The following is a 24,574-nucleotide window of genomic DNA, read 5'->3' as shown; positions in this document are numbered from 1 at the left end:
TGAAGGGGCCAATCTGGCCCTTTTTTTTGGGCGGTGCGCGTCGCGGGAAGAGGCGGTAATTACGTAAAGTCGCTGTCTCGTCCCTGATCGCTCGGCGTGCGCCATCCATGGCGCCCAACGCTTTACTCAATTTGCCGCCTCTTCCCGCTGGGTAACATGGTGCAAATAAGAAAGAGGGCGCATTGGCCCCCTCATAATTCAATTTAAGAAAATCAGGCCGTTAAGGTTGGACGCACACCCAGCGTATGACAGATAGCGTAGCTTAGCTCTGCGCGGTTCAGCGTATAGAAGTGGAAATCCTTCACCCCTTCACGTGACAGAATTTTCACCATGTCCATCGCGATATTAGCGCCGACCATTTTGCGCGTTTCTGGATCGTCATCCAATCCGGCAAACATCGCGTTCATCCAGCCCGGCACGCGCACGTTGGTCATGGTGGCGAAACGCTGTAACTGCTTAAAGTTCGATACTGGCAAAATGCCCGGCACGATTTCGACATCAATGCCTGCCGCGACACAGCGATCGCGGAAGCGCAGATAGCTTTCGACATCAAAGAAGAACTGCGTAATAGCGCGGTTGGCACCAGCATCAACCTTACGCTTCAGGTTGATCAAATCCGCTTGCGCACTTTTCGCTTCAGGATGCACTTCCGGGTAAGCGGCTACAGAGATATCAAAATCGCCCACTTCTTTAAGCAATTCGACCAAATCAGCGCCGTACATCTCAGGCTTGCCGCCGCCCGGCGGTAAATCACCGCGCAGCGCCACAATGTGACGGATACCGTTATCCCAGTAATCGCGCGCGATGGTGCGCAGCTCATCACGCGTGGCATCGATGCAGGTCAAGTGCGGAGCCGCTTCCAGACCGGTGCGTTCTTTAATGCCTTTGATGATGCTGTGCGTACGGTCGCGCTCGCCAGAGTTCGCACCGTAGGTTACGGAGAGGAATTTCGGTTTCAGGATGCTCAGTCGATCAATCGAACTCCACAAGGTTTCTTCCATTTCACTGGTACGAGGCGGGAAAAATTCAAAAGAGACGTTAATTTGCCCGTTCAGCTCAGCCAGGCTTTGGTTCAACGCTTCGCGCTGATTGGCGTGAAAGAAACTCATCCAGATTACCTCGTCGTCACATATCGATTAACTTGCGGCCTGCGAACATCCATACGTTTAGACGTCCAGATGCACAAAATGAACCATTAGCGCGTTAGCGTCAACTTAAAATTAATGTACAGGCGTGACAAATATTCAATCAAGTTGAAAGAGTTTCATGTTCGCGGAGAGGGTGAAAAGCGCAGACGGCGGGCACCGTCTGCGTTGCAAGGCAGGTTACAGTAGCTGTGCGAGGCGATTGATATCCGATTGTAACGCACCGGCTGTCACATCACGGCCGGCGCCCGGCCCGCGGATCACCAGTGGGTTGTCACGATACCAGCGGCTTTCGATAGCAAACACGTTATCGCACGGCAGCAGTGAAGCCAGCGGATGTTCCGGACGCACCGCTTCCACCCCCACACGGGCTTTACCGTTGGCATCGAAACGTGCCACATAGCGCAGCACCAGACCCATCTCCTGCGCCGCTTCAAAGCGTTGCAGCATTTGGTCATTCAACTCGTCGGCATTCTCGAAGAAGTGGTCAATCGATTCTTCTTCGCAATCCGACGGCACCAGCGATTCAACACGTACCTGATCCGGCTCGATGTCATAACCGGCTTCACGCGCCAGGATTACCAGCTTGCGCATCACATCCTGCCCCGACAGATCCACGCGCGGATCGGGTTCGGTGAGACCTTGCTGCCAGGCCTGATCCACCAGCTCACTGAATGGCACGGTGCCATCAAATTGCAGGAACAGCCAGGACAGCGTGCCGGAGAAAATACCACTGATGGCCAGAATGCTGTCGCCGCTTTCGCGCAGATCGCGCACCGTATGGTTCACCGGCAATCCTGCGCCTACCGTGGCGTTATACAGCCAGTGACGACCGGTTTTGGCGAACGCATCACGAATCTGCCGCCAACTCTGGCTGCTGGATGCGCCTGCGACTTTGTTGGCGCTGATAACATGGAAACCGTGGCTGGCAAAATCAAGATATTGCTGTGCCAGTGGCGCGCTGGCGGTGACGTCCAGAACCACTAAATCATCGAACGGATGGGCGCGCATCCACAGGAACAGCGACTCTTCATCACGCTCTTCGGCTTCGTCATCAAAGAAGGCGAGCGCACGGCTAGCTTCCAGGCCGTCATAACTCAGCAGGCTGCGGCGGCTATCTGCCACGCCCGCCAGCACGTATTCGAAACCGGTACGTGCAGATAAGCTCTCCTGCTCACGCGCAAACAGTTCCAGCCAGCGGGAGCCGATGTTGCCTTTGCCAAACAGCATCAGACCAATGCGTTTTTCCGCGCGGAACAGTGATTGGTGCAGCCCCTGAATCAAGTGCTGTGTCGGTCCTACGCGTAACACCGCAACAATACTAATGTGATCTTCCGACTGCCAGACGAACTCGACCGGCTGGTCTTTGATTTGCTGCCAGAAACGATGGCTGTGCAGCGGGTTGCGCGTCACGCCCGCGCCCACTAGCGCCACCAGCGCTAAGCCATCGCGCAGTTGCAGATGACCCGGCAGCGCAGCGTCCTGCAATAAATTGAATGCGCTGTTCACCACTTCGGAGGTATAGCAAAGTTGCAGTAGACGGCGGTCAGGATGGACGCCCATTGCTAACGGACGCAGTTGCGCACGCTTCAGCAGCAGATCGATCTCTTTCTGCTGCGTTTTGAAATCGTGGTTTTCTGGGATGTGAATCTCTACCAGGCACACATCGTCGTGGCTGGTGACAATACGCGCGCCGGTACCGGAAGCCAGTACGCGCTCAATGCGCGTTGAGCCCTGCTCAGGTTGATAGCTGCAACGCAACTGCAGATCGATATCGCTATTCGACACGGGCTGCAGCGTACGGGTATGCAATACCGGTGCGGCCAGACGCGCCAGCTCGCTGGCCTCATCCAAACGCAGTAACGGCAGCAAACAGGCGTCGGACACTTTACGCGGATCGGCGCTATAGACACCGGCCACATCGCTCCAGATGGTGACCCGGTTTACGCCTGCCAGCGCACCGATCTGGGTGGCTGAGTAGTCCGAACCATTGCGACCCAGCAACACCGTTTCACCGGCATCGCTACGGCTGATAAAGCCGGTTACCACCAAACGTTTATGAGGATGTTGAGCCAGCAGTGCCTGTAGCAATGGCCAGGACTTGCCTTCATCCACCTGTGGTTGCGCAGCACGTTCGGCACGCAGGAAGTCACGCGCGTCCAGCCATGCAGACTCGATATCACGCTGGCTCAGCACCGCCGCCATCAGGCGTGCCGACCAGATTTCACCATGCCCCACCACTTCGGCATACACCGCATCGGTGATAGCGCCGTCAAGCAGGGCCGCCAGACGTTCCAAATCGCGAATAAAGGCAGCGGTCAGCGTTTCAGCAAATTCAGCAGGCAACAGCGCAGCGATCAGTTCGCTGTGAAAACGGCGTAAAGCTTGTTGCACCTGATGGGCAGATAAGCGATCGCTCTGGCTCAGTTTAAGCCAACTAATCAGCTGGTTGGTGGTGCTGCCTGCGGCAGAGACCACCATTAAATCGCCTGGCTGGCTGTAATCCGCCATGATGCTGGCGACACGCTGATAACAACGTGCATCCGCCAGGCTACTGCCACCAAATTTATGCAACTGCTTGTTCGGCGTTCCCGCGCCTGCTGAACTTGTCATGCTTACTCCTCGGCTGCGATCCGGAATGCATTATCCAGATCGGCGATTAAATCTTCGTGATCTTCAATTCCGACAGAAATACGCAGCAGCGTTTCTGAAATCCCCGCTGCCGCGCGCGCTTCCGCAGACATGCCGGCATGCGTCATGGTCGCGGTGTGCGAAATCAGGCTCTCCACGCCACCCAGCGATTCTGCCAGCGTGAACAACTGCAGCGCTTTCAGGAAGCGGCGCAGACGTGCTTCATCAGCGTCGAGTTCAAAGCTGAGCATCGCACCAAAGCCACGTTGTTGACGCACCGCGTACTCATGTCCGGCATTTTCCGGCAGAGACGGATGATACAGTTTTTTCACCAGCGGTTGTTGCTTCAGGTAATCAACAATCGCCAGCGCATTACGCTGTGCTGCTGCCATACGCGGCGCCAGCGTGCGCAGACCGCGCAGCAGCAGGTAGCTATCAAACGCTGCGCCGGTTACACCAATATTATTCGCCCACCAGGCAAGATCCGTGGCCATCGCCGGATCTTTAGAAATCACCGCTCCGGCGACCACATCGGAGTGACCATTCAAATACTTGGTACAGGAGTGGATCACCAGATCGGCGCCCAGCGCCAGCGGGTTCTGCAATGCCGGACTCAGGAAGGTGTTATCCACCACGCTGATTGCACCCGCTTCGCGCGCTGCCTGGCAAATGCCTGCGATATCCACCACGCGCAGCAGCGGATTGCTTGGGCTCTCCACCAACACGAGTTTGGGTTTCTCGGCCAGCGCGGCTGCCAGAGCAGCTTTGTCACCCTGATCGACAAATTTCACGCGATAAGCACCGCGTTTGCTCAGGCTGTCGAACAGGCGATAGCTGCCGCCGTAGCAGTCATGTGGGGCAACCAGCAGATCGCCCGGCTTCAGGAACACGGTGGTCACCAGATGAATCGCTGACATCCCGGTATTGGTTAATACCGCGCCCGCACCGCCTTCCAGTTCCGCCAGCGCGCGTTGTACCACATCACGCGTGGGGTTACCGCGACGTGAGTAGTCATGTGCACGCGGCTCATTAAAGTCGAGGAAGTTGTAGGTACTGGAGAGGTGAATTGGTGGGACAACGCAGCCATATTGCTCGTCATCATTCAAACCGCTGCGTACTGCGATGGTTGCCTGTTTACGCGTCATGGTGCTTACTGTTCCTGAAGTGTAATAAGAAGTGGCAACAGGATAACATTCAGCGCATAGACGTCAATACATCTGGACATCTAAATGTCTTTGCGTATAGATTGAGCAAATCATCAATACCCGCTAAAATTACGCGTCATCGCCTGGTGTTCAGCGCGCTTTCCTGTGAAAAGCGATGCGTAAGCATAAAACCGGCAGTTTAAGCGGTCAGGCATCGAAAAATCGGGCATAATCAACGGATTTCCCCATATTCAACTTTTATTGATTAAGGTAACCCATGGCTGAATGGAACGGCGAATATATCAGCCCTTACGCTGAACACGGCAAGAAGAGCGAGCAGGTTAAGAAGATTACAGTTTCTATCCCGCTGAAAGTGCTGAAAATTTTAACGGATGAACGCACGCGCCGTCAGGTGAACAACCTGCGTCATGCCACCAATAGCGAATTGCTGTGCGAAGCCTTTTTGCATGCTTTCACCGGGCAGCCGCTGCCAAATGATGTCGATTTGCGCAAAGAACGCAGCGATGAGATTCCGGAAGAAGCTAAGCAGATTATGCGTGAGATGGGCATCGATCCCGACACCTGGGAATACTGAGTCCAGAAACAAAAAAACCCAGCCAAGGCTGGGTTTTTTCTTGCTGCCGAATCCGAAGATTCGATGGCAAATAATCTTATTTCTTGCTGCCTGGGATGCTGAAACGCTTGTTGAAGCGATCAACACGACCACCAGAATCAACAACACGCTGCTTACCAGTGTAGAACGGGTGGCATTTGCCGCACACGTCCAGGTTCAGGGTACCAGTCATGGTTGAACGGGTGTTGATCACGTTGCCGCAAGAGCAGGTGATGGTCACAGCTTCGTATTTCGGGTGAATACCTTGTTTCATGGGAGAACCTCATAAAAGGCCGTGTCGCTCTCCGTGCCAGGCGAACCTGCACAGCACCACACGCGGTTGAACAATTAAGTGTATCTTTGACAAGTCATCTCATCAAAGGCGGCATAGTATACAGAAATTGACCGCACCAGGCAAATAGCAGCCGTTTATTCTCTGAGTCACTCGAGCCACTGGGAGGCGGTAAACGCCCTCATCCCAGTCAATCTGATGGAGAGAGCGAGCGCAGCCAATGTGGCTATGCGGTGTGGGCTGTGGCTGTGGCTGTGGCTGTGGCTGTGGCTGTGGCTGTGGCGTGAAGTATGACGAGGGTTGCATCAGCGTGTACACTACTTCTCCTTATTACAGAACCGGATAGAGATCGACATGCCCGTTGTTCAGGTTGCCCTGCCCGTTCCGCTGCCTCGCCTGTTTGACTACCTTCTGCCCGCCGATGCGCCGCAGCCGGTGGTGGGCGCCCGCGTCAGCGTGCCGTTTGGCAATCGTAAAATGATCGGCATTGTGGTGGCTGTAAAGGAAACCAGCGATCTGCCTTTGACTCAGCTCAAACCGCTGGAAAGCGTGCTGGACGATCAGAGCCTGTTCTCTCCAGCGCTGTGGCGCATCCTTAACTGGGCCGCCAGCTATTACCATTCGCCGCTCGGCGAGGTGCTCAACCATGCTCTACCCGTGCTGCTGCGCCAGGGCAAACCGGCTCAGGAAGCGCCACTCTGGCAATGGGTGGTCAACGATGCCGGACGTGAAGTGGCCATGGAGAGCCTCAAGCGTGCGCCGAAGCAGCAGCAAGCTTTGGCGGCACTGCGCCAACAGCCCCTCTATCGCCATCAGGTCAGCGAACAGGATCTGACTGACGCGGCACTGCAATCACTGCGAGCAAAAGGTCTGTGTGATCTGCGCGAACATGCGCCGCAGATGCACGACTGGCGCACCACTTTTGCCGTGAAAGGCGATCGCCTGCGTCTTAATACCGATCAGGCGATGGCCGTCGGCGCGATGCGCAGTGAAGATGATCATTATGCAGCATGGTTGCTGGCGGGGATAACCGGTTCGGGCAAGACCGAAGTCTATCTCAGCGTGTTAGAGAATGTGCTGGCGCGCGGCAAACAGGCGCTGGTACTGGTGCCGGAAATCGGTCTGACCCCGCAAACCATTGCTCGCTTCCGTGAACGCTTCGATGCGCCGATTGATGTGCTGCACTCGGCACTCAACGACAGCGAACGTCTTGCGGTGTGGCTGAGAGCGCGCCGTGGCGAAACCGCGATTATCATCGGCACGCGTTCCGCGCTGTTCACACCGCTGGCGCGTCCGGGGGTAATCATTATTGATGAAGAACACGACAGTTCGTACAAGCAGCAGGAAGGCTGGCGCTATCAGGCGCGCGATTTGGCGGTGTTTCGCGCCCACGAAGAAGATATTCCCATTGTCATGGGTTCAGCGACGCCTGCGCTGGAAACCCTGCATAATGTGCGCGTTGGCAAGTATCGACAGCTCAATCTCACCAAACGCGCGGGTAACGCCAAACCGGCGCTTCAGCAACTTATCGACCTTAAAGGCCAGCAGCTTAAAGGGGGACTTGCGCCCGCATTGCTGGGTAAAATGCGCCAGCACCTGCAGGCCGATAATCAGGTGTTGCTGTTCCTGAACCGTCGCGGATTCTCGCCAGCATTAATGTGCCACGACTGCGGCTGGCTGGCCGAGTGTCAGCGTTGCGACAGCTATTACACGCTGCATCAACATCATCGCCAGCTGCGCTGCCACCACTGCGACAGCCAGCGCCCGCTGCCCAATCAATGTCCGGGGTGCGGTTCCACACACCTGATGCCGGTCGGCGTCGGTACAGAGCAGCTTGAACAGCAGCTCAGCACACTCTTTCCCGGCGTACCGGTGTCGCGCATTGATCGCGATACCACCAGCCGCAAAGGTGCACTGGAGCAGCATCTGGCGGATGTGCATCGCGGCGGCGCCCGCATTCTGGTTGGCACACAGATGCTGGCAAAAGGGCACCATTTCCCCGACGTGACGCTGGTTTCCCTGCTGGATGTCGATGGCGCCTTATTCTCCGCCGATTTCCGCGCCGCTGAACGCTTTGCTCAACTCTATACCCAGGTGGCTGGGCGCGCCGGGCGCGCTGGTAAACAAGGTGAAGTACTGCTGCAGACGCACCATCCCGAGCATCCGCTGTTGCAGACGCTGCTGCATCGTGGCTATTTCGCCTTTGCCGAGGAAACCTTGCTGGAGCGCCAATCGGTGCAGCTGCCGCCGTGGACCAGCCACGCGCTGTTCCGCGCGGAGGACATGGACAATGCGCAGGCTGCTGAATTCCTCACGCAGCTGCGCAATTTACTCGAAGCCAGCCCGCTGAAAGATGAGGCCATGTGGTTGATGGGGCCGGTTCCGGCACTGGCACCGAAACGCAGTGGACGCTGGCGCTGGCAACTGTTGCTACAGCATCCTTCGCGTAAACGCCTGCAACAGCTGCTGAGCAGTTCGCTACCGCTGATCTCCACCCTGCCCGCCGCGCGCAAAACCAAATGGACACTGGATATCGATCCCACCGAGAGTTAGGCCGCATAACATCTGCGAGCCAGATCGAAAAAAGTCGCACAAGTCACAATTTTTATGCAAATTAAGTAACAACCTCACCCGGCGTTGGGTTATCAATAGTGCCCATCCCGGTTGAAGCCCGGCAATGTCTGAAAATCAATGCGCTGTACCGCGTCAGGAGTTATACGTTGGACCAGAAGCAACCTTCATCTGCTGCCACCATGAAAGATGTGGCCGAGAAAGCCGGCGTGTCTACCGCCACGGTTTCTCGCGCGCTGATGAACCCGGAAAAAGTCTCGGCTGCCACCCGGCAGAAAGTAGAACAAGCGGTGATTGATGTCGGCTATGCGCCACACGGGCTGGCGCGCAATGCCAAACGCGGCGAAACGCAAACCATATTGGTGATAGTGCCGGACATCTGCGATCCGTTCTTTAGTGAAATCATCCGAGGCGTCGAAGTCACGGCGGCGCAGGAGGGCTATCTGGTGCTGATTGGCGACTGCGCACATCAGGATCAGCAGGAAAAAACCTTCCTCAACCTGATGTTGACGCGCCAAATCGACGGCATGGTGCTACTGGGTTCACAACTGCCGTTCGATGCAGGAATTGAAGATCAGCGTAACCTGCCGCCGATGGTGATGGGCAACGAATTCGCCCCGGAAATGGCTCTGCCTACCGTGCACATTGATAACCTGACGGCGGCATTTGAAGCCGTCAATCATCTGCTGCAACTCGGTCATCGCCAGATTGCCTGCATTACCGGGCCGGAACACATCCCGCTCAGCCAGTATCGTTTACAAGGCTACATCCAGGCTCTGCGCCGCAGCAGTATCGCTATCGATCCCACGATGATTGTGCACGGTGATTTCACCTTCGAAGCCGGTGCCAGTGCGTTGAAACAGCTGATGAGCTTACCGCAACCGCCGAAAGCCATTTTCTGCCACAGCGACTTGATGGCATTGGGTGCGATGAATCAGGCACGAAAGCTGGGCATGCGCATTCCGCAGGATCTTTCCGTAGTGGGATTTGACGATATCGAACTGGCGCAGTATTACGATCCCCCACTCACCACCGTGGCACAGCCGCGATTTGCCATTGGCCGCGAGGCGATGCTGCTGTTGCTGGATGAACTGCAGGGCAAACGCGTCAACAACGGCTCACGTTTACTCGACGCGGAATTACGCGTGCGCGGAAGCACCGCACCCGCCACAAAACGGGAAAAATAGTCTAGGCTTCACTGCATTTTCAGCGGATTCTGAAGGCAGACTCTGCTGGTCAAAGTTCCAGCCCTTGAGTAACATGACGCATTCGTTGCCGGGCAATTAACAGAACATTTACACCCGTCTTAATTTAGGGTTTCGCCCATTGGCATTTTTTTGAAGGGTATCAGAACGAAAGTGGCACAGAGAGATTATGTAGGCCGCGGGCGTTCAACAGGGACGCGTCGCAAAAAACCCGCTGCAGGCCGCAGTAAGAAAAGCAAAGGCGGCTCCGGCACGTCAAAGTTGATGATCGTACTGGCCGTGGCCGTACTGGTCACCTTTGCCGGTGGTTTATGGTTCATCTCTCATCATAAAAAAGAAGAGACTGAGGTCATTCCGAATCATAAAGCCAACGGCAACGGCCTTCCGCCTAAGCCAGAAGAACGCTGGAAATACATCAAAGAGCTGGAAAATCGCCAAATCACCGTGCCGACGCCGACGGAACCGTCTGCTGGTGGTGGTGTGCAATCACAGACCCAGCTTACGGATGAGCAGCGCCAATTGCTGGAACAGATGCAGGCTGATATGCGCCAACAACCGACGCAGCTCAACGAAGTGCCGTGGAACGAACAAACTCCGGCACAGCGTCAGCAAACTCTGCAACGCCAACAGCAGGTACAGCAACAACAGCAACAGATGCAGCGCCAGCAGCAACAGTTACAGCAGCAACAACGCCAACAGCAGTTGCAGCAACAGCAGGCGACGCGTCAACAACAACAGCCAGCGCCGATAACGCGTGAACCGGTGCAACAGCCGAAACCGCAGGAAACGGCAAAAGCGAAACCGGAAGAGAAAGCCGCTTCGCAGCGCTGGATGGTGCAGTGTGGCTCGTTCAAAGGCACTGACCAGGCAGAGTCTGTGCGCGCAGGTCTGGCTTTTGAAGGTTTCGAGAGCCGTATCACCACCGGCGGAGGCTGGAATCGCGTGGTTATCGGTCCATTTAAAGATCGCAGCAGTGCTGACAGCACCGTCAAACGCTTACACAGCTCCGGACACAGCAGCTGCATTCCGCTCGCTTTACCCTAAGCGATAAGTGCTCACCCCTCTGAGCTTACATCTGTAAGTCACAGGGGTGAGCGCACCTGCCCTTTCAAGTAAGACAAATCTCGGGGTTGAAACCCTTCAAACCTACCCCATATCTGGTTGCATGATACTCCGTGCTCTGTGCGCGAAGTTCCTTATCCACTGCAACAAGGGGTCTGCCCGTGACAACAATAGTAAGTGTACGACGCAACGGCCGAGTCGTGATTGGCGGTGATGGCCAGGCTACGCTCGGCAATACCGTGATGAAAGGCAACGTGAAGAAAGTGCGTCGTCTCTACAATGACAAAGTGATCGCCGGTTTTGCTGGCGGCACCGCAGATGCCTTCACCCTGTTTGAACTGTTCGAGCGCAAGCTGGAAATGCACCAGGGCCATCTGGTGAAAGCAGCGGTCGAACTGGCAAAAGACTGGCGTACCGATCGCATGCTGCGCCGCCTTGAAGCGCTGCTGGCGGTGGCTGATGAAAACTCCTCACTGATCATCAGCGGTAATGGTGACGTGATTCAGCCTGAAAATGACCTGATTGCCATCGGTTCGGGTGGTCCTTACGCCCAGGCAGCGGCACGCGCCCTGCTGGAGAACACCGACATTGGTGCGCACGATATCGTTGAGAAGGCGCTGAACATCGCTGGCGATATCTGCATTTACACCAACCACAACATTAACTTCGAAGAATTACCGTCTAAGGCTAAGGACTAAACATCATGTCTGAGATGACTCCCCGCGAGATTGTCAGCGAGCTTAACCGCTTTATCATCGGCCAGGACGGCGCAAAGAAGGCCGTGGCGATTGCACTGCGTAATCGCTGGCGCCGCATGCAGCTCGACGAAGAGCTGCGCCATGAAGTGACGCCAAAAAATATTCTGATGATTGGCCCGACCGGTGTCGGTAAAACTGAAATTGCACGCCGTCTGGCAAAACTCGCCAACGCGCCTTTCATCAAAGTCGAAGCCACGAAATTCACCGAAGTGGGTTACGTGGGTAAAGAAGTCGACTCGATTATTCGCGATTTGACCGACTCCGCCATCAAAATGGTGCGCAGTCAGGCGATCGAGAAAAACAAATACCGCGCCGAAGAGATGGCAGAAGAGCGCATTCTTGATGTCCTGATCCCACCGGCGAAAAATAACTGGGGTCAAGCCGAGCACGCTGCCGAACCTTCTGCAGCCCGCCAGTCATTCCGCAAGAAGCTGCGTGAAGGCCAGCTGGACGACAAAGAGATTGAGATCGATCTGGCCGCATCAGCAGCCGGTGTTGAAATCATGGCGCCTCCGGGTATGGAAGAGATGACCAGCCAGCTGCAGTCGATGTTCCAGAACCTCGGTGGACAGAAGCAGAAAGCGCGCAAGCTGAAGATCAAAGAAGCCATGAAACTGCTGATTGAAGAAGAAGCGGCAAAATTGGTGAATCCGGAAGAGCTGAAGCAAGACGCTATCGAAGCCGTTGAGCAGCACGGTATCGTGTTCATCGATGAAATCGACAAAATCTGTAAGCGCGGCGGCCAGAATGCCGGCGGCCCGGATGTATCACGCGAAGGTGTGCAACGTGACCTGCTGCCACTGGTGGAAGGCTGCACCGTGTCCACCAAGCACGGCATGGTGAAAACTGATCACATTCTGTTTATCGCATCAGGCGCTTTCCAGGTTGCCAGTCCGTCAGATCTGATTCCAGAATTGCAGGGTCGTTTGCCGATCCGTGTAGAACTGCAGGCGCTGACCGTGAATGACTTTGAACGTATCCTGACGGAGCCAAACGCGTCTGTGACCGTACAGTACAAAGCGCTGATGGGCACAGAGGGTGTGAATGTTGATTTCACTGAAGACGGTATCCGTCGCATTGCCGAAGCGGCATGGCAGGTGAACGAAACCACCGAGAACATCGGCGCGCGTCGTCTGCACACCGTGCTGGAGCGTCTGATGGAAGACATTTCCTATGACGCCAGCGATCGCAACGGCGAATCCATCACTATTGATGCTGATTACGTTGGCAAACACCTGGACGAATTGGTGGCCGACGAAGATCTCAGCCGCTTTATTCTGTAAGGGTTCCATCGTTATCCGCTGCCCGGCCACTGTGCCGGGCATTTTTTTACGCAGGATATTGATGCAGCGCTTTTTTTAGCGGGTGATGATTTTGCCAACAATCGTCAGATAGCGATATACTTACCGCTCCTGTGGCAAACAGACGATACCCTCATGAAATACGATACTTCCGAACTCTGTGACATCTACCATGAAGAAGTGAACGTGGTTGAACCGCTCTTTTCCAATTTTGGCGGACGCACCTCATTCGGTGGGCAAATCACCACAGTGAAATGTTTCGAAGACAACGGCCTGCTTTACGATCTGCTGGAAGAGAATGGCCGGGGTCGTGTGTTAGTGATTGATGGCGGCGGCTCAGTACGTCGTGCATTGGTTGATGCGCAACTGGCACGGCTGGCGGCGCAAAACGAGTGGGAAGGCCTGGTGATTTACGGCTCAGTGCGTCAGGTTGACGATCTGGAAGAGCTGGAAATTGGTATTCAGGCGATTGCCGCGATTCCGGTCGGTGCGGCGGGCGAAGGGATTGGCGAAAGCGACGTACGCGTTAACTTTGGCGGCGTGACCTTCTTCTCCGGCGACCATCTTTATGCCGATAACACCGGCATCATTCTGTCGGAAGACGCTCTCGATATTGAGTAAGCCACAACAAAAACGGGTGCCGCAGCACCCGTCATGGGTTTAAGCATAGACGCTTAAACCTCTTCCATTTTTCCCAACAGTGCACGCAGGCGCTCCTGCCACACGTGCTGTTCTTCTTTCAGATGCTGGTTTTCACGCACCAGTGCATCCTGGTTGCCGGAAGCCTGGCTGGCTTCGTTGCGCAGCGTATTATTCTGATCTTTCAGCTCTTCAATTTCCATCTGCAGCAGGGTGATGGTATCAATCGCCTGCTGTACTTTCGCTTCCAGTTTCTCGAACACTTCAAATGACATCTTTATGACCTCTCCTAAATCTCTTGCAAGGCGTTGATGGTGCTGGGACTGCCTTGTTATGGTGCGTCCAGCCACGATGTCCCGATTGTATGTAGCCACACCCCGCAAGTCCAGCGACACAAGGCCTGCACGGGCAGTCTGTAACACTTTTCAGTTAATGCTTAAAAAAACGCTCACGATCGCGCATTTTTGCGCGCGGTCACGATATTGGACTGAGGTAAAGCAGGGTTAATGGGCCTTAAAGAAAGGTAAAAGACGCGAAAACGCGCATTTTTATGACGGAGTACACATATTTTGATTTCGCTATTTCTCGTTTATGCTCGTTAACGATAAATTCACATCAGCCCTACATAAGAGCTGGGTGACTCATGGATTGAGAACAAAAACTGATAAAATTTAACCTCGCTTCAGGAATGCCATTATGAGTCAGACAACGAACACACTAAAAGGTCAATGCATCGCCGAGTTTCTCGGTACCGGTTTGATCATCTTTTTTGGTGCAGGCTGTGTTGCTGCATTAAAACTGGCTGGTGCCGCATTCGGTCAGTGGGAAATCTGTATTATCTGGGGTCTTGCTGTCTCCATGGCCGTGTATCTCAGTGCGGGCGTATCCGGCGCGCATTTAAATCCAGCGGTAACGGTCGCGCTGTGCCTGTTTGCTAACTTTGAAGGGCGCAAAGTGCTGCCTTACATCCTGGCGCAGGTTGCCGGTGCCTTCTGTGCGGCGGCGCTGGTTTATGGTCTCTACTACAATTTGTTCTTTGATTATGAAGCCAGCCATCAAATGGTGCGTGGCAGCGTGCAGAGCCTCGATCTGGCCGGTATCTTCTCAACCTACCCTAATCCACACATCAGTGTCGGTCAGGCGTTCCTGGTTGAGATGGTGATCACGGCGGTTCTGATGGCAGTGATCATGGCGCTGACCGATGACGGCAACGGTGTACCACGTGGTCCACTGGCTCCGCTGTTAATTGGTCTGTTGGTTGCCGTGATTGGTGGTTCGATGGGCCCGCTCACCGGATTCGCACTTAACCCGGCGCGTGACTTCGGTCCTAAACTGTTCGCCTTCATTGCAGGATGGGGTGATGTGGCCTTTACCGGCGGCAAAGATATTCCTTACTTCCTGGTTCCGATTTTTGGCCCACTGGTGGGTGCTTGCCTCGGAGCCTTCGGTTACCGTTCACTGATTGGCCGTAACCTGCCGGTCAATGTGGCGGAAGCCAGCAAAACAGAAAAACCGGTCGCACGCGCTGAGCAGCGTAAAGCGTAAGTTTCATCGTTAATCATCAGGAAAATAAAATGACTACGACTGATAAAAAATACATTCTCGCGCTCGATCAGGGCACGACCAGCTCGCGTGCCGTGGTACTTGATCATGACGCGAACATCGTCGCCGTCTCGCAGCGCGAATTTACCCAAATCTACCCGAAAGCGGGATGGGTAGAACACGACCCAATGGATATTTGGGCGTCACAAAGCTCCACGCTGGTCGAAGTGCTGGCCCATGCCGACATCCGTTCTGATGAGATTGCCGCGATTGGTATCACCAACCAGCGTGAAACCGCCATCGTGTGGGATAAAGAGACCGGTAAGCCGATCTATAACGCCATCGTCTGGCAGGATCCACGTACAGCGGACTACTGTAACAAGCTGAAGAAAGAGGGTCTGGAAGAGTACATCCAGCACACCACCGGTCTGGTGATTAACCCTTACTTCTCAGGCACCAAAGTGAAGTGGATCCTCGACAACGTTGAAGGTGCGCGCGAGCGTGCAAAACGTGGCGAGCTGCTGTTCGGTACCGTTGATACCTGGCTGGTGTGGAAAATGACCCAGGGGCGCGTGCACATCACCGACCACACCAACGCCTCTCGTACCATGATGTACAACATCCACAAGCTGGAGTGGGATCAGCGTATGCTGGAGATCCTCGATATTCCGCGCGAAATGCTGCCGGAAGTGAAAGGCTCTTCTGAAATCTACGGCCAGACCAACATTGGTGGTAAAGGCGGTACGCGTATTCCAATCGCGGGTATCGCGGGTGACCAACAGGCAGCCCTTTACGGCCAACTGTGCGTACAACCGGGTATGGCGAAAAACACCTACGGTACCGGCTGCTTCATGTTGATGAACACCGGCACCGAAGCGGTGACTTCAACGCACGGCCTGCTGACCACCATTGCTTGCGGCCCGCGTGGCGAAGTGAACTACGCACTGGAAGGTGCGGTGTTCATCGGCGGTGCGTCCATTCAGTGGCTGCGTGATGAGATGAAGCTGATCAGCGATTCAACTGACTCTGAATACTTCGCGCTGAAAGTGAAGGACACCAACGGCGTCTACATGGTGCCTGCGTTTACCGGTCTGGGTGCGCCATACTGGGATCCGTATGCCCGTGGCGCCATCTTCGGTCTGACCCGTGGTGCCAACGCGAATCACATCATCCGCGCAACGCTGGAATCGATTGCTTATCAGACACGTGACGTTCTGGAAGCGATGCAGAATGATGCGGGCACCCGTCTGCAATCTCTGCGCGTGGACGGCGGTGCGGTCGCCAACAACTTCCTGATGCAGTTCCAGTCAGACATTCTCGGTACGCGCGTTGAGCGTCCTGAAGTGCGTGAAGTGACCGCGCTGGGTGCAGCTTACCTTGCTGGCCTGGCGGTGGGCTTCTGGAATGATCTGGATGAAGTGCGTGCGAAAGCGGTCGTTGAACGTGAGTTCCGCCCAAGCATCGAAACCACCGAACGCAACGTGCGCTATGCAGGCTGGAAGAAAGCCGTGGCGCGTGCGCAAGCGTGGGAAGACGCTGAGTAATACCTCTCACCCGCGGCACCCTGCCGCGGTTTTTTCTCCCCGCCCTGCTTTCCCCTCCGTGTTACACTGCCTGCCTGTTTTTTATCAGGTGCAACCATGAAACGAGAACTCGCGATTGAATTTTCCCGTGTGACCGAAGCCGCTGCATTAGCGGGCTATCACTGGTTAGGACGCGGCGATAAAAATGCGGCCGACGGTGCAGCCGTTCACGCTATGCGCATTATGCTCAATACCATTGATATCGACGGTCAGATTGTGATTGGCGAAGGCGAAATCGACGAAGCGCCGATGCTCTATATCGGTGAAAAAGTCGGTACCGGCCGTGGGGATGCGGTGGATATCGCTGTCGATCCTATCGAAGGCACACGCATGACGGCGATGGGTCAGGCCAACGCACTGGCAGTATTAGCCGTGGGCGATAAAGGTAGCTTCCTGCACGCACCTGATATGTACATGGAAAAACTAATTGTCGGGCCCGGCGCGCGCGGGGCTATCGATCTCAACCTGCCGCTCGACGCCAATCTGAAGAACATCGCCATCGCTCTGGATAAACCTCTCAGCCAGCTGACCGTGTCGATCCTGGCCAAACCGCGCCATGACGCAGTGATCGCGCAGCTCCAGCAGCTCGGCGTGCGTGTGTTTGCCTTCCCGGATGGTGATGTTGCGGCCTCGATTTTGACCTGCATGCCTGACAGCGAAGTGGATGTACTTTACGGTATCGGCGGTGCGCCTGAAGGTGTGGTGTCAGCGGCAGTGATCCGTGCAATGGATGGCGACATGCAGGCGCGCCTATTGGCACGTCACCACGTCAAAGGCGACAGTGAAGAGAACCGTCGTTTGGGCGAGCAGGAGCTGCAACGTTGTGCTGAAATGGGCATTAAAGCCGGAGAAGTGCTGAAGCTGGAAAAGATGGCGCGTAACGATAATGTGATTTTTGCCGCCACCGGTATCACCACCGGCGACCTGCTGAAAGGCATTACACGTAAAGGCAACATCGCTACCAGCGAAACCCTGCTGGTGCGCGGTAAATCACGCACCATCCGCCGCATCCAGTCGATCCACTATTTGGATCGCAAAGACGCGGCGCTGCATCAGTTTATCCTGTAATCGCCTGTTTGCCGCTCTCCGGATGACGTGAGAGCGGCCACCAGCACAGCAGCATCACCAGCGACGTGACAAACATTAGCATCCCGAGGCTCGACTGATCGTGCTGCGGCAGCAGCGCCGACAGCCAGGCAATCACGCCAGAACCAAGATTCTGTATGCCACCAATCAGCGCGCCCGCACTCCCTGCTAACCATGCATACGGCTCCATCGCACCGGATGTCGCCAATGGGAACAGCATCCCGGCACCAAAGAAGAACAGTGCGGCAGGCACCAGCAGTGTCCAGATATTCATGATGCCGAACCATGCCGGCATCCACATCAGCAGACCCGCCAGCAAGCAACTGTTTACGCCATACCACATCAGCGTATGCCAGGACTTCTGCTCGCGTCCGGCAAACCACGCACCGAAAAAGGCGGCCGGGATGGGCAGAATAAACAAGATGCTGACGGTGATACCATCCAGACCGAGCACGCCTCCCATCAACACGCCACAGCTAGCCTCAAACACCGCAATGCCTGCCAGTGCGCCGACCAACAACAGCAGATAGCGGATAAAATTCCCGTCGCTAAGCAAGGTGGCATAACGACGCAGAAACGGTGTGGCAGGGGTATCCACCGGGCGCGTTTCGGGTAGCCAGCGCGCCATGGAAGCGGTGACACCGACACACAGCAATAGCAGGAACGCAAAACAAGCGTGCCAGCCAAACAGATGCGTCAGCAGCGCACCAATGACCGGAGCCAGCAGCGGGCTCACCAGAATACCCATATTCAGCAGGCTATTGGCCTGGCGCAGTGCGATACCGGAATAGAGATCGCGCGGCATGGTGCGAGCCATCACCCCCGCGACGCCAGTACCCAAACCCTGCACCGCACTGCCCAGCACCAAAATCTGCAGTGATGGTGCAAACATGGCGATCAATGCTCCCACGGCAAAGATCGTCATACCGATCAGGATCACCGGACGACGGCCAAAGCTGTCTGACAGCGGACCGTAGATCAGTTGCGATCCACCATAGGTCATCAGATATGCGGCCATGACCTGCTGCATGGTGCCACTGCGCACGTTCAGGGCTTCTGCCATGTTCGCCATCGCCGGCACATAGATGGTTTGCGCCATCTGTCCGACCGCCACCAGCACGATCAGCATGAATAACAGGAAGCGGTTTTGTGTTTTATTCATCAACATGGAACAAAATGTCTGCCTGAGAAACAAAATAAAAGCAGCACTAAAAAAGGCTGCTGGCGATTAATGGCGGCAAAAATATCAGGATTGCGTGACAAATCGAGAGGTGAGCGCAAAGCGACTGACGCAGTGGTGTCAAGATTACGTACCGGGTCGTAACCCGACCGCTACAGTTGATGTGGAGTGCGCATCATTTGTCGCTGAGAGCCCTTTGCTCTCCGCCGGGCTGGAAATCTGCGACAGGGCTGACGATGATAGTGACACGCCTGAATAATCAATAATAAGGAGCGATCATGGCAGAGTGGATCAATGCGGAAGTACAAGAAGTAAAAAACTGGACCGATGCACTGTTCAGCCTGCGCGTTACCGCGCCAATTGATACCTTTACCGCCGGGCAATTTGCCAAGCTGGCGCTGGAAATTGATGGTGAACGTGTGCAACGCGCCTACTCGTATGTGAATGCGCCGCACGATCCCTTACTGGAGTTCTATCTGGTCACAGTGCCTGAGGGTAAACTCAGTCCGCGTTTGCAGGCATTGCAGCCTGGCGATCAAGTGATGGTGACCAAAGAAGCCGCCGGTTTCTTTGTACTCGATGAAATTCCCGATTGCAGCACACTATGGATGCTGGCAACCGGTACAGCAATCGGTCCCTATTTATCGATTCTGCAGCAAGGCGAAGATCTGGAACGGTTTGACAACATTGTGCTGGTGCATGCGGCACGTTTCGCCGATGACCTGAGCTTCTTGCCGTTGATGCAACAGCTGCAACAGCGTTATCCGGGCAAATTACACATTCAGACGGTGGTGAGTCGAGAAGAGATCGCCGGTTCACTGCACGGTCGTGTGCCGCAGCTGATAGAGAGCGGTGAACTTGAACGTGCGGTAGGTTTGCCGATGACCGCTGACACCAGCCACGTGATGCTGTGTGGCAACCCGCAAATGGTGCGCGATACCCAGCAATTGCTGAAAGATACGCGTGAGATGCGCAAACATTTCAAACGCAAACCCGGCCATATGACCAGCGAGCATTACTGGTAATACGTGCGGTGTGAAGATTGTCAGACTTTTCCCAGTGTGGGTTTTGACTTTGGTCGGTAAAAACCGTTCTAATCGTGGGCTAAGTGAATGATTTAGGGCCGAAGCAATGAAGAATCTGCCAGTCGCGTTGCTGCTAAGCGTCGCGCTGACATTTCCCGCCTGGGCGGAGGATGCGACACCGCAGGATCGAAGCGATCACCTGCCTGCCGCCCCTTATCTATTGGCAGGTGCCCCCACCTTCGATATGACCATCGCGCAGTTTCGCGAGAAGTACAACGCAACGAATCCAGATCTGCCGTTGCAGGAATATCGTGCGATTGATAATCGAGACGATAAAAGCAACCTGACACGCGCCGCCAGCAAGATCAATGAAACACTCTATGCTTCTACTGCGCTGGAACAGGGCACCGGAAAAATCAAAACGCTGCAAATTACCTGGCTACCGGTTCCCGGCCCGGATATGAAAACCGCGCAGGCACGTGCGATGGATTACATGACGGCATTATTGCGATTTTTTGTCCCTGGCTTATCGCCTGCAGATGGACGAAAAAAGCTTGATGCACTGCTCAGCGCAGGCAAAGGCGCACGCTATTTTGCCAGTACTGAAGGTGCATTGCGTTTTGTGGTCGCGGATAACGGTGACAAGGGATTAACCTTCGCGGTTGAGCCGATAAAACTCGCGCTCGCGACCCCTTGATCACTGCGGCAAAAATGACGAAAAGCAAAGCCAGCGACACGTTTGATCTCTATACTGTCTGGCAGACATCGCTGCCCGATGGCAGCGCTATTTCATGAATCGCGTTATGCGGAGGAAAGAATGCGACATCCACTGGTTATGGGTAACTGGAAACTGAATGGCAGCAAGCACATGGCAGGCGAGCTGATTGAAGGTCTGCGCAAAGAGCTGTCTGGTGTTGAAGGTTGTGGCGTAGCAATTGCTCCACCCACTCTCTATCTTGACCTGGCAAAACACGCCATCTCCGGCAGCCACATTGCACTGGGTGCACAGAACGTTGACGTTAACCTGTCTGGCGCATTCACCGGTGAAACCTCCGCAGAAATGCTAAAAGATGTCGGCGCGAAATACATCATCATCGGTCACTCTGAGCGTCGTACTTACCACAAAGAAAGCGACGAGTTCATCGCGAAGAAATTTGCTGTGCTGAAAGCAGCCGGTCTGGTGCCAGTCCTGTGCATCGGTGAAACCGAAGCAGAGAACGAAGCGGGCAAAACGGAAGAAGTGTGCGCACGCCAGATTGACGCCGTGCTGGAAACTCAGGGTGCGGCTGCGTTCGAAGGCGTGGTCATTGCCTACGAGCCAGTTTGGGCGATTGGTACCGGCAAATCCGCTACCCCTGCGCAGGCCCAGGCCGTGCACAAATTCATTCGTGACCATATCGCGAAGAAAGATGCGGCGATTGCTCAGCAAGTGATCATTCAGTACGGCGGTTCTGTTAACGACAAAAATGCCGCAGAACTGTTCACTCAGCCAGACATCGATGGCGCGCTGGTTGGTGGTGCTTCACTGAAAGCCGATGCGTTCGCAGTGATCGTGAAAGCAGCTGCAGCAGCGAAAAACGCCTAAGTTTTCGGCGTGTAATAAGGCGGCTGATAAGCCGCCTTTTTTATTACCAGAGATTTAAAGGGTATGTGATGAGACAGTATTTCAAACCCACCCAACGTGATAATCGGTTTCCGTGAAGCTTGAGATTGGAAGCCATGGTTAATGGTTCAAAATCTGGCATTGGTGATCCTGCAACTCCTCCGCAGAACCGCTGTTTAGCATTAACCAGTTACGTTCCAGCGCCAGCAGGGCTAAACGCCCATCCGGCAATGCCGTTAGCGCCATCCCATATTTTCCCATCTCGCTCCGCGCATTAGGCACTTCAGTCGCCAGACGGATAAAGGCACTTTGCTGGGCCAGTTCAGCCGTCGACAGCGCACGAATCAAATAGCGATGTTTGCGCAGCGTAGCTGACTGCCACTGTTCGTTGAGCTTCGGGCTTAACGCATCAAGCCGTTGGCGCACATCAGGTCGCAGACAAGAGATGTGGATGTGCAGTTGATTCTGCGTACGGCCATATTGCGCGTTGATGGCCAGAGACAGCGCGCTGTCAGCAATCGGCGCACCGCGTTTCTTTGCCAGCAGACTACGCTGCAGCCAGGCAGCGGCAAAAAGATTTGGCGTAGCGGGTTCGAGAATGATCGGGCTTTCCATGCCAGTGATTTTCTCAATCGGCATCAGCAAATACTGTAAAGGCCCGTTGAGATCTTTCAACGTGACATAACCCTGTGCCGTATTCACTTGCTGGCAAGGGGCGGGATTGCCACTCTTCGCCAGATTGGGCACGCACTTCTCATTGATGATCTGCCAGAGGGCGTTAGAGTTTTTCTGGAAATGGAAGGCGCTGACGATCAGTCCGACAATCAGCACCAGCAGTAAAACGGTTAGCAACTTCAGGGTGCGACGACTTCCCTGCATGGCCGAATTCCTCTGTTCATCACTTGCCAGCATCCTCGCCTGCCGTCTGGGCAATGTCACGGACTTTTACTGCTCTACAATGCAAAACGGCCAGCATCAGGCTGACCGTTTCTGTTTGATGCGATGACGATTACGGTTTCATGACCTGATCGTAGCTGCCACCATCAGCGAAGTGCGCTTTCTGCGCTTGCGTCCAGCCACCGAACTTGCTGTCGATAGTGAACAGTTTCACCGGCGCAAAGGTGCTGGCAAACTTTTTCGCGACTTCAGGATCGCGCGGACGATAGAAGTTTTCCGCTGCGATGGTCTGGCCTTCTGGTGAGTACAGATACTTCAGGTAATCTTCGGCCACTTTACGCGTGCCCTGCTCATCCACCACCTTATCGACCACCGAAACAGTGGGTTCTGCCAGAATCGATTCGCTTGGCGTAACGATTTCGAACTTGTCTTTACCCAGCTTGTTCACCGCCAGATACGCTTCGTTTTCCCAGGCAATCAGCACATCGCCTATGCCACGTTCTACAAAGGTGTTGGTCGCGCCACGTGCACCGGAGTCCTGCACTTCCACGTTCTTGAACAGCGCCTTCACATACGCCAGTGCTTTGGCCTGGTCACCGTTGTTTTGATCCAGCGCCCAGCCCCACGCGGCCAGATAGTTCCAGCGTGCGCCACCTGAAGTTTTCGGGTTTGGCGTGATCACCGATACGCCAGGTTTAATTAAATCGTTCCAGTCATGGATGCCCTTCGGGTTGCCTTTGCGTACCAGGAACACGATGGTTGAAGTATAAGGGGCGGAGTTGTCTGGCAGGCGCTTAATCCAGTTTTTATCGATCCGACCACGGTCAGCAATAGCATCCACGTCAGACTGCAGCGCCAGGGTCACGACATCAGCACGAATGCCGTTGATCACAGAGGTTGCCTGCTTCCCTGAACCGCCATGAGACTGACGGATCACCACATTGTCGCCCGTTTCCTGCTTGTAGTGTGCGCTAAACGCTTTGTTGTACTGTTCATACAGCTCACGCGTTGGATCGTAAGAAACGTTTAACAGCTGGATATCCTTTGCCAAAACACTGGTGGAAGCCAGTAACAGGGTGACACCAATACTCCACTTGTTCATTGCTTGCTCTCCCGAGGTCGTTATAGAACAAGACTGACATAAACCAATCCAATGATTAAAGAATTAAAAATAAGTGGTTATAACTGGAGGGAATATAAGTGGAAATAAAAGAGGGCACGATGGAGGCCGCGCCCTGATTCAGTATGATTAGTAGAGTTTTTTCGCCGTATCCAGCCAGTCGCGCTTGAATGGGCGCTTCATGTTTTCAATCGCGTCAATGATGTCGTGATGCACCATCTTCTCATTCTGAATGCCGACACAACGTCCACCGTAGCCCTGCAACAGCAGTTCGATGGAGTAGGCACCCATACGTGACGCCAGGATACGGTCGTAAGCACATGGCGCACCGCCACGCTGAATATGCCCAAGCACAGTGGCACGTGTTTCGCGTTTGGTTTCTGCTTCGATGTAATGCGCCAAATCGTCGATATCACAGATGTGTTCGGTAATGGCCACAATGGCGTGTTTTTTACCTTTGGCGATACCCGCTTTGATCTCTTCGACCAGCTCTTCACGGGTATAAGGAATTTCCGGCAGTACGATGAATTCACAACCACCGGCGATGGAAGCAGCCAGAGTCAGATCGCCGCAGTAACGACCCATCACTTCCACGATGGAGATACGCTGATGCGAAGAGGAGGTGTCGCGCAGACGGTCAATCGCTTCAACCACGGTTTCCAGCGCCGTGAAGTAACCGATGGTGTAATCGGTACCGGCAACGTCATTATCGATGGTGCCTGGCAGACCAATGCACGGGAAACCCATTTCCGTCAGACGTTTGGCACCCATGTAGGAACCGTCACCGCCGATGACCACCAGCGCGTCAATGCCGCGCTTCTTCATATTCTCAATGGCAACCTGACGAACTTCCTCATTACGGAAATCCGGGAAGCGCGCAGAACCGAGGAAAGTGCCGCCACGGTTGATCATATCGGACACGCTGTAACGGTCGAGGTTAATCATACGGTCTTCATACAATCCCAGATAGCCGTCGTAGATACCAAAAACTTCAAGGCCTTCACTCAGCGCGGAACGGACAACTCCGCGGATGGCTGCGTTCATGCCTGGGGCGTCACCGCCGCTGGTCAGTACTCCGATTTTTTTGATCATGACAACCTCTGGATTGTTCAAAACTAAGGATTATTCCTGCCTGCCGACCGGTGTAAACCCGCTCACGATCGTGCGGCTTAATAG

Annotated in this window: 22 protein-coding genes; 13 read left to right on the top strand and 9 right to left on the bottom strand. The window is 54.7% G+C overall.

The annotated features are described in order from the left end of the window. Window positions 1-212: 212 nt before the first annotated feature. From metF to metB, 3 genes are all read right to left on the bottom strand, one after another. Window positions 213-1,109, bottom strand: coding sequence for a methylenetetrahydrofolate reductase (metF, locus tag LH22_RS02955; RefSeq protein ID WP_038644102.1), 897 nt, complete (start codon window positions 1,107-1,109; stop codon window positions 213-215). A gap of 216 nt (window positions 1,110-1,325) precedes the next feature. Beyond that, window positions 1,326-3,758, bottom strand: coding sequence for a bifunctional aspartate kinase/homoserine dehydrogenase II (locus LH22_RS02950; protein WP_038644100.1), 2,433 nt, complete (start codon window positions 3,756-3,758; stop codon window positions 1,326-1,328). A gap of 2 nt (window positions 3,759-3,760) precedes the next feature. Then, window positions 3,761-4,921, bottom strand: coding sequence for a cystathionine gamma-synthase (metB, locus tag LH22_RS02945; protein ID WP_038644098.1), 1,161 nt, complete (start codon window positions 4,919-4,921; stop codon window positions 3,761-3,763). 277 nt (window positions 4,922-5,198) lie between these two features. On the opposite strand from metB, the gene metJ reads away from it, so the two are divergent. Next, window positions 5,199-5,516, top strand: coding sequence for a met regulon transcriptional regulator MetJ (gene metJ / locus LH22_RS02940; RefSeq protein ID WP_034823729.1), 318 nt, complete (start codon window positions 5,199-5,201; stop codon window positions 5,514-5,516). Window positions 5,517-5,592: 76 nt separating this feature from the next. On the opposite strand, the gene rpmE is transcribed toward metJ, so the two are convergent. Beyond that, on the bottom strand, window positions 5,593-5,808 hold the full coding sequence (gene rpmE, locus LH22_RS02935) for a 50S ribosomal protein L31 (RefSeq protein ID WP_021506837.1): 216 nt from the start codon (window positions 5,806-5,808) through the stop codon (window positions 5,593-5,595). 372 nt (window positions 5,809-6,180) lie between these two features. On the opposite strand from rpmE, the gene priA reads away from it, so the two are divergent. From priA to rraA, 6 genes are all read left to right on the top strand, one after another. After that, entirely contained in the window at window positions 6,181-8,379 is a 2,199-nt protein-coding gene (priA, locus tag LH22_RS02930; RefSeq protein ID WP_038644095.1) for a primosomal protein N', read from the top strand. A 167-nt stretch (window positions 8,380-8,546) separates the two neighbouring features. Next, entirely contained in the window at window positions 8,547-9,584 is a 1,038-nt protein-coding gene (cytR, locus tag LH22_RS02925; RefSeq protein ID WP_038644093.1) for a DNA-binding transcriptional regulator CytR, read from the top strand. Between the two features lie 171 nt (window positions 9,585-9,755). After that, entirely contained in the window at window positions 9,756-10,646 is an 891-nt protein-coding gene (ftsN, locus tag LH22_RS02920; RefSeq protein WP_038644091.1) for a cell division protein FtsN, read from the top strand. A gap of 179 nt (window positions 10,647-10,825) precedes the next feature. Continuing rightward, entirely contained in the window at window positions 10,826-11,362 is a 537-nt protein-coding gene (gene hslV / locus LH22_RS02915) for an ATP-dependent protease subunit HslV (RefSeq protein WP_071845580.1), read from the top strand. 5 nt (window positions 11,363-11,367) lie between these two features. After that, window positions 11,368-12,705, top strand: coding sequence for an HslU--HslV peptidase ATPase subunit (gene hslU, locus LH22_RS02910; protein WP_038644089.1), 1,338 nt, complete (start codon window positions 11,368-11,370; stop codon window positions 12,703-12,705). Between the two features lie 153 nt (window positions 12,706-12,858). Continuing rightward, window positions 12,859-13,344 (top strand): ribonuclease E activity regulator RraA, encoded by a 486-nt coding sequence (rraA, locus tag LH22_RS02905; RefSeq protein WP_034823742.1) that lies wholly within the window; start codon window positions 12,859-12,861, stop codon window positions 13,342-13,344. Window positions 13,345-13,397: 53 nt separating this feature from the next. Here the strand turns inward: rraA and zapB are convergent, their stop codons facing one another. After that, a complete protein-coding gene (zapB, locus tag LH22_RS02900) occupies window positions 13,398-13,637 on the bottom strand; it encodes a cell division protein ZapB (protein ID WP_034823745.1) in 240 nt (79 codons plus the stop codon). 421 nt (window positions 13,638-14,058) lie between these two features. Between zapB and LH22_RS02895 the strand changes: the two genes are divergently transcribed. From LH22_RS02895 to glpX, 3 genes are all read left to right on the top strand, one after another. Continuing rightward, on the top strand, window positions 14,059-14,907 hold the full coding sequence (locus LH22_RS02895) for an MIP/aquaporin family protein (RefSeq protein WP_034823747.1): 849 nt from the start codon (window positions 14,059-14,061) through the stop codon (window positions 14,905-14,907). Window positions 14,908-14,936: 29 nt separating this feature from the next. After that, entirely contained in the window at window positions 14,937-16,448 is a 1,512-nt protein-coding gene (glpK, locus tag LH22_RS02890; protein WP_038644087.1) for a glycerol kinase GlpK, read from the top strand. A 96-nt stretch (window positions 16,449-16,544) separates the two neighbouring features. Further along, the gene (gene glpX / locus LH22_RS02885; RefSeq protein ID WP_038644085.1) at window positions 16,545-17,555 is read left to right on the top strand and encodes a class II fructose-bisphosphatase; all 1,011 of its coding nucleotides are present in this window, start codon (window positions 16,545-16,547) and stop codon (window positions 17,553-17,555) included. Here glpX and emrD read toward each other — a convergent pair. Continuing rightward, entirely contained in the window at window positions 17,545-18,741 is a 1,197-nt protein-coding gene (gene emrD, locus LH22_RS02880; protein WP_038644083.1) for a multidrug efflux MFS transporter EmrD, read from the bottom strand. The genes glpX and emrD overlap by 11 nt on opposite strands. Before the next feature lie 290 nt (window positions 18,742-19,031). Here emrD and fpr point away from each other — a divergent pair, with 290 nt between their 5' ends. From fpr to tpiA, 3 genes are all read left to right on the top strand, one after another. Further along, the gene (gene fpr / locus LH22_RS02875) at window positions 19,032-19,778 is read left to right on the top strand and encodes a ferredoxin--NADP(+) reductase (protein ID WP_038644081.1); all 747 of its coding nucleotides are present in this window, start codon (window positions 19,032-19,034) and stop codon (window positions 19,776-19,778) included. 106 nt (window positions 19,779-19,884) lie between these two features. Next, window positions 19,885-20,475, top strand: coding sequence for a YiiQ family protein (locus LH22_RS02870; RefSeq protein WP_038644079.1), 591 nt, complete (start codon window positions 19,885-19,887; stop codon window positions 20,473-20,475). Window positions 20,476-20,595: 120 nt separating this feature from the next. Further along, complete coding sequence (gene tpiA / locus LH22_RS02865) at window positions 20,596-21,363, top strand: triose-phosphate isomerase (protein WP_038644077.1); 768 nt, start codon at window positions 20,596-20,598, stop codon at window positions 21,361-21,363. A 138-nt stretch (window positions 21,364-21,501) separates the two neighbouring features. Here the strand turns inward: tpiA and LH22_RS02860 are convergent, their stop codons facing one another. From LH22_RS02860 to pfkA, 3 genes are all read right to left on the bottom strand, one after another. Beyond that, window positions 21,502-22,260, bottom strand: coding sequence for a CDP-diacylglycerol diphosphatase (locus LH22_RS02860; RefSeq protein ID WP_038644075.1), 759 nt, complete (start codon window positions 22,258-22,260; stop codon window positions 21,502-21,504). Between the two features lie 130 nt (window positions 22,261-22,390). Beyond that, a complete protein-coding gene (locus tag LH22_RS02855; RefSeq protein ID WP_034823765.1) occupies window positions 22,391-23,380 on the bottom strand; it encodes a sulfate ABC transporter substrate-binding protein in 990 nt (329 codons plus the stop codon). Between the two features lie 147 nt (window positions 23,381-23,527). Further along, entirely contained in the window at window positions 23,528-24,490 is a 963-nt protein-coding gene (pfkA, locus tag LH22_RS02850; protein ID WP_034823768.1) for a 6-phosphofructokinase, read from the bottom strand. Window positions 24,491-24,574: the final 84 nt, after the last annotated feature.

This window comes from Pantoea rwandensis, from assembly GCF_000759475.1.
GTDB classification, from domain to species: Bacteria; Pseudomonadota; Gammaproteobacteria; order Enterobacterales; family Enterobacteriaceae; genus Pantoea; species Pantoea rwandensis_B.
Note: the sequence above shows the minus strand (reverse complement) of the source record. Positions and strands in the feature narration are given on the sequence as shown.